We start from the raw sequence: 3,440 nt of genomic DNA, 5'->3' as shown, positions 1-3,440 counted from the left end.
TCGGCCTGAGCGGTTATGCTAGCGCTGGCGCAGCGGCGCGTAATGTTCGAATGCGTTTGATGCAAGGAGATGCGTCATTGCAGCAGGATTTGGACTATATATTACAAGACTTGACCCCTTATCCTTGACCCCTTATCCTTATCGGGAGGACGATCGGGATGAGTGTTGCCGGATTTTCGTCGCTGGTCAGCGTGGACTGGCTGACCCGCCACCTTGATGACCCCGGCGTGCGCGTTGTCGATGCGAGCTGGCATTTGCCGAGCACGAACCGGGATGCGGCGGTGGAATTCGAGCAGGGCCATATCCCGGGCGCCGTATTCTTCGACATCGACCGGGTCGTCGACCCGAAGGCCGAGCTGCCGCACATGTTGCCCGCGGAAGAAAACTTCGCCCAGGCCGTCGGCGCTCTCGGCATCGGCAACGACAGCCATGTTGTGATTTACGACACCTACGGCCTGTTCTCCGCGGCCCGGGTGTGGTGGATGTTCCGGACCTTCGGCCACGAGGCCGTGGCCATCCTCGACGGCGGGTTGCCGGCGTGGATCGGTGCCGGCATGACCCTGGAGGCGGGTCAGCCGTCAGTCCAGCCACGAACATTCAGCGCACGCTTCGCCGGCGAGCGGGTCTGGAACCTCGCCGACATGCGGCAGAATCTCGACTCCGGTGAGGCGGCCATGCTCGATGCGCGACCGGAGGACCGTTTCGCCGGCCGCGCCCCCGAGCCCCGCCCGGGCCTGCGGCGCGGCCATATTCCCGGCTCGATCAATGTCGCGTTCCATCACCTGGTCGACCCGGCCACGGGCCGAATGCACGGCACCGACGTGCTCGCGGAGCTGTTCGCAGAGACCGAGGGCCGGCCCGTCGTCTGCAGTTGCGGCAGCGGCGTCACCGCCTGTGCGCTCGCGTTCGGCCTGCACCGGCTGGGCCGTGACAATGTGGCGGTCTATGACGGCTCATGGGCGGAGTGGGGTGCGCGGGACGATACGCCCGTGGACAAGGACGCCTGAAGGTCGAGTGGAGGCCTGCAAAGCTCCCACCGAGACGGTGACGCCGGGTCTCGTTTCTGGCCCGGAACACCAGCGCGCGCCTGATGAGTGTCCGCCTTATTCACGGAACACGACGACAAACCACCGACGTGTCGCCCGGGACTGCACGCGACTCCGCGGCAGCCACCCGACGCACGGCAGAAATGGATGCCGAGCACTGGAGAGGCCGAGATTGAGCAAAACGGCCGACAGGTCAAGGGTTCGTCACCTCCCGCCGCGCTGCTGCCGCGCGGTGGTAGCGACTCAGACGTGTTCCGCGCCGACTATGCCCAGCAGCACCAGCGCCGGTAGCAAGACCGTGGCGGCTGCCACCGTCGCCGCGAATCGGGGCCAGGAGAGCACACGGGCAGCGCCGAACAGAAGAGCGATGCCACCCCCGCCGCCCAGTACCGTGTTCGCCGGCAGGTTGAGTAATACGGCCAGCCCGAGCACTGGCGCAAGGGATTGGCGTCGCCCGGATTGATCATGCTGGTGCGTCACCCGCCTCATGAGCCGTTGCACCCGGGGCCAGGACCGCCAGGTGGTCGTATTGGCAAGGTGGGCAACGGCGAGGTCTTTGCCAAATTGGCGCCCCAGCAGGTAAGCAAGGTTCAGCCCCACAAGGGTCGCGAGATACGCACCGATGGCCCCCGGCCCGCCGAAGAGCACCATGATGAGCAGCCCGATTTCCACGGAAGGAATGAATGGCACAACGAGTAACACCGCATAGATCACACAAGCGGCGACCAGGGCCAAGGTGCTGCCAGTGCCCGCCATGAGCCATGCCGGCGGCTCCGTCCCGAGCTTGAGTGCGACGACGAGCAGGCACAGCAGCAACACGCCAATCCGAACCGAGCGGGCCAGGTGCCTTCGGGACGCTAGCGGGTTTGGCGTTACCAGCTTAGCGCGGGTGTCCATGGCACCTCCTGGCCCGACCGACGGAGCAAGGCGGGGCACCCCCGCCTTCAGCTGCGATTAAGGCCCCCCGCGGGCACTACTCGCGGGGGTCATGCTCCGGGTTCACGTACTCGATTCCCCAAGGACCGTCGCCGTGGAGCTGGATCACCGTCTCCTCCTCGGTGTATCCGAACATCGGCTCGCCCGGGGCCATGATGGCCACGGAACCTTCGGTCAGGGCCTTGGTGGCGTTCCGATCGAACTCCTCGCCGTGGGCGAAATGGAATGTACCGGAGATCACCGTGACCCGCTCATAGGCCGGATGGGTGTGGGGATGAACGACATAGTCCTCCGGCAGTTTGAGGCGGAACGTGAAGGGTTCGGTCTCGCTCAGGTCACCCTCGATCACTGCCATCTGGGCATCGCCTTCCATGGAGCCGACCTCACCCCATTCCAGCTCATCCGGGGTGACGAACAGGTGTCCGCCGGAGCCCGGTTCGTAGTGGTTCTGGTCAGCCCCGGTCAGGTTGGCAAAGCCGAGACCAAGGGTGAGCGCGGTGGCGGTTGCGATCGTCGTTGCGGTTTTCATGATTGCATTCCTCCTTTTTGCTGATGCTCTCTTGCTTACGCTGGCTTGGTGGCCAGAAGATTGATGCTCTTGACGCCGTAGCTGCGGCTGGCAGCCACAGCCTGGTCGGTCAGGAACTGGTACTGGCTGTTGTGCTCGACCTGGCGCACCTGGAGCCCCGCTGCCGTGATGCCGGCCTGGTACTCGTCCTGTTGCGCGGCGCCGCCAATACACGCTGCCCAGAGCGTCGCGTCACACTTCACCTGCTCCGGCAGCCGGCTCTCGGAGACGATATCGGCGATCGCCAGGCGCCCGCCCGGCTTCAGGACCCGGGCGGCCTCGGCGAAGACGCGCGCTTTGTCGGCGGAGAGATTGATGACGCCGTTGGAGATAACGACGTCAACGCTGGCATCGTCGAACGGCAGCGATTCGATATAGCCGGCATGCAGCGACACCGTGTCGAAGCCCGCCGCATCGGCCAGTCGCTGCGCCTTGAGGCGCTGTGCCTCCGTCATGTCCACCCCCAGCACGCGGCCATCGGGGCCGGCGTAGAGGGCCGCCAGGAAGACATCCAGACCGGAGCCGCTGCCCAGGTCGAGGACCACGTCGCCGGGCTGGATGCCGGCGATCCCCACGGGGTTGCCGACACCGGCGAAGGAGTCGATGGCCTCGGCGGGGATGCGGTCCAAGTCCTGCGGCGGATAGCCCAGTTCCTCCGCCAGGCCGCGCCCCAGGGCGAAATGGAAGTCGCCGTGGGGGTTCTCTGCGACCTGGTGGTACATGGCCTTGACTTTCTCTTCCAGTGCCTGCCGATCCACGGCAGCGGTTCCGATTGCCTGTGTGCTGGTCGCCATGATGTGTGTCCTCTGATTCGGTTGCTGAGCCCGGGGCACTGTCCCCGAGGTAGTCGCCAGGACGCATGGGTCGCTCGAATGGTTCCCGCCGTTCAT

Annotated in this window: 4 protein-coding genes; 1 reads left to right on the top strand and 3 read right to left on the bottom strand. The window is 65.6% G+C overall.

The genetic code is table 11. The features are described 5' to 3' along the window. Positions 1-158 precede the first annotated feature (158 nt). The gene (gene sseA / locus QZT63_RS18820; RefSeq protein WP_290653422.1) at positions 159-1,007 is read left to right on the top strand and encodes a 3-mercaptopyruvate sulfurtransferase; all 849 of its coding nucleotides are present in this window, start codon (positions 159-161) and stop codon (positions 1,005-1,007) included. Between the two features lie 282 nt (positions 1,008-1,289). On the opposite strand, the gene QZT63_RS18815 is transcribed toward sseA, so the two are convergent. From QZT63_RS18815 to QZT63_RS18805, 3 genes are all read right to left on the bottom strand, one after another. Further along, positions 1,290-1,943 (bottom strand): hypothetical protein, encoded by a 654-nt coding sequence (locus QZT63_RS18815; RefSeq protein ID WP_290653420.1) that lies wholly within the window; start codon positions 1,941-1,943, stop codon positions 1,290-1,292. Positions 1,944-2,019: 76 nt separating this feature from the next. Then, positions 2,020-2,511 (bottom strand): cupin domain-containing protein, encoded by a 492-nt coding sequence (locus QZT63_RS18810; RefSeq protein WP_290653418.1) that lies wholly within the window; start codon positions 2,509-2,511, stop codon positions 2,020-2,022. Between the two features lie 35 nt (positions 2,512-2,546). Continuing rightward, positions 2,547-3,344 carry a methyltransferase domain-containing protein gene (locus QZT63_RS18805; RefSeq protein WP_290653416.1) on the bottom strand — a complete coding sequence of 266 codons (798 nt, stop codon included), beginning with the start codon at positions 3,342-3,344 and terminating at the stop codon, positions 2,547-2,549. Positions 3,345-3,440: the final 96 nt, after the last annotated feature.

It is taken from the genome of Aquisalimonas sp., assembly GCF_007120195.1.
GTDB lineage: Bacteria > Pseudomonadota > Gammaproteobacteria > Nitrococcales > Aquisalimonadaceae > Aquisalimonas.
This window is presented reverse-complemented; position numbering and strand designations above follow the sequence as displayed.

What these genes read in the sequence shown, in the direction of transcription:
- sseA (WP_290653422.1), top strand. Translation starts at nt 159, where the DNA reads ATGAGTGTTGCCGGATTTTCGTCGCTGGTCAGCGTGGACTGGCTGACC.
- QZT63_RS18815 (WP_290653420.1), bottom strand. Translation starts at nt 1,943, where the DNA reads ATGGACACCCGCGCTAAGCTGGTAACGCCAAACCCGCTAGCGTCCCGA.
- QZT63_RS18810 (WP_290653418.1), bottom strand. Translation starts at nt 2,511, where the DNA reads ATGAAAACCGCAACGACGATCGCAACCGCCACCGCGCTCACCCTTGGT.
- QZT63_RS18805 (WP_290653416.1), bottom strand. Translation starts at nt 3,344, where the DNA reads ATGGCGACCAGCACACAGGCAATCGGAACCGCTGCCGTGGATCGGCAG.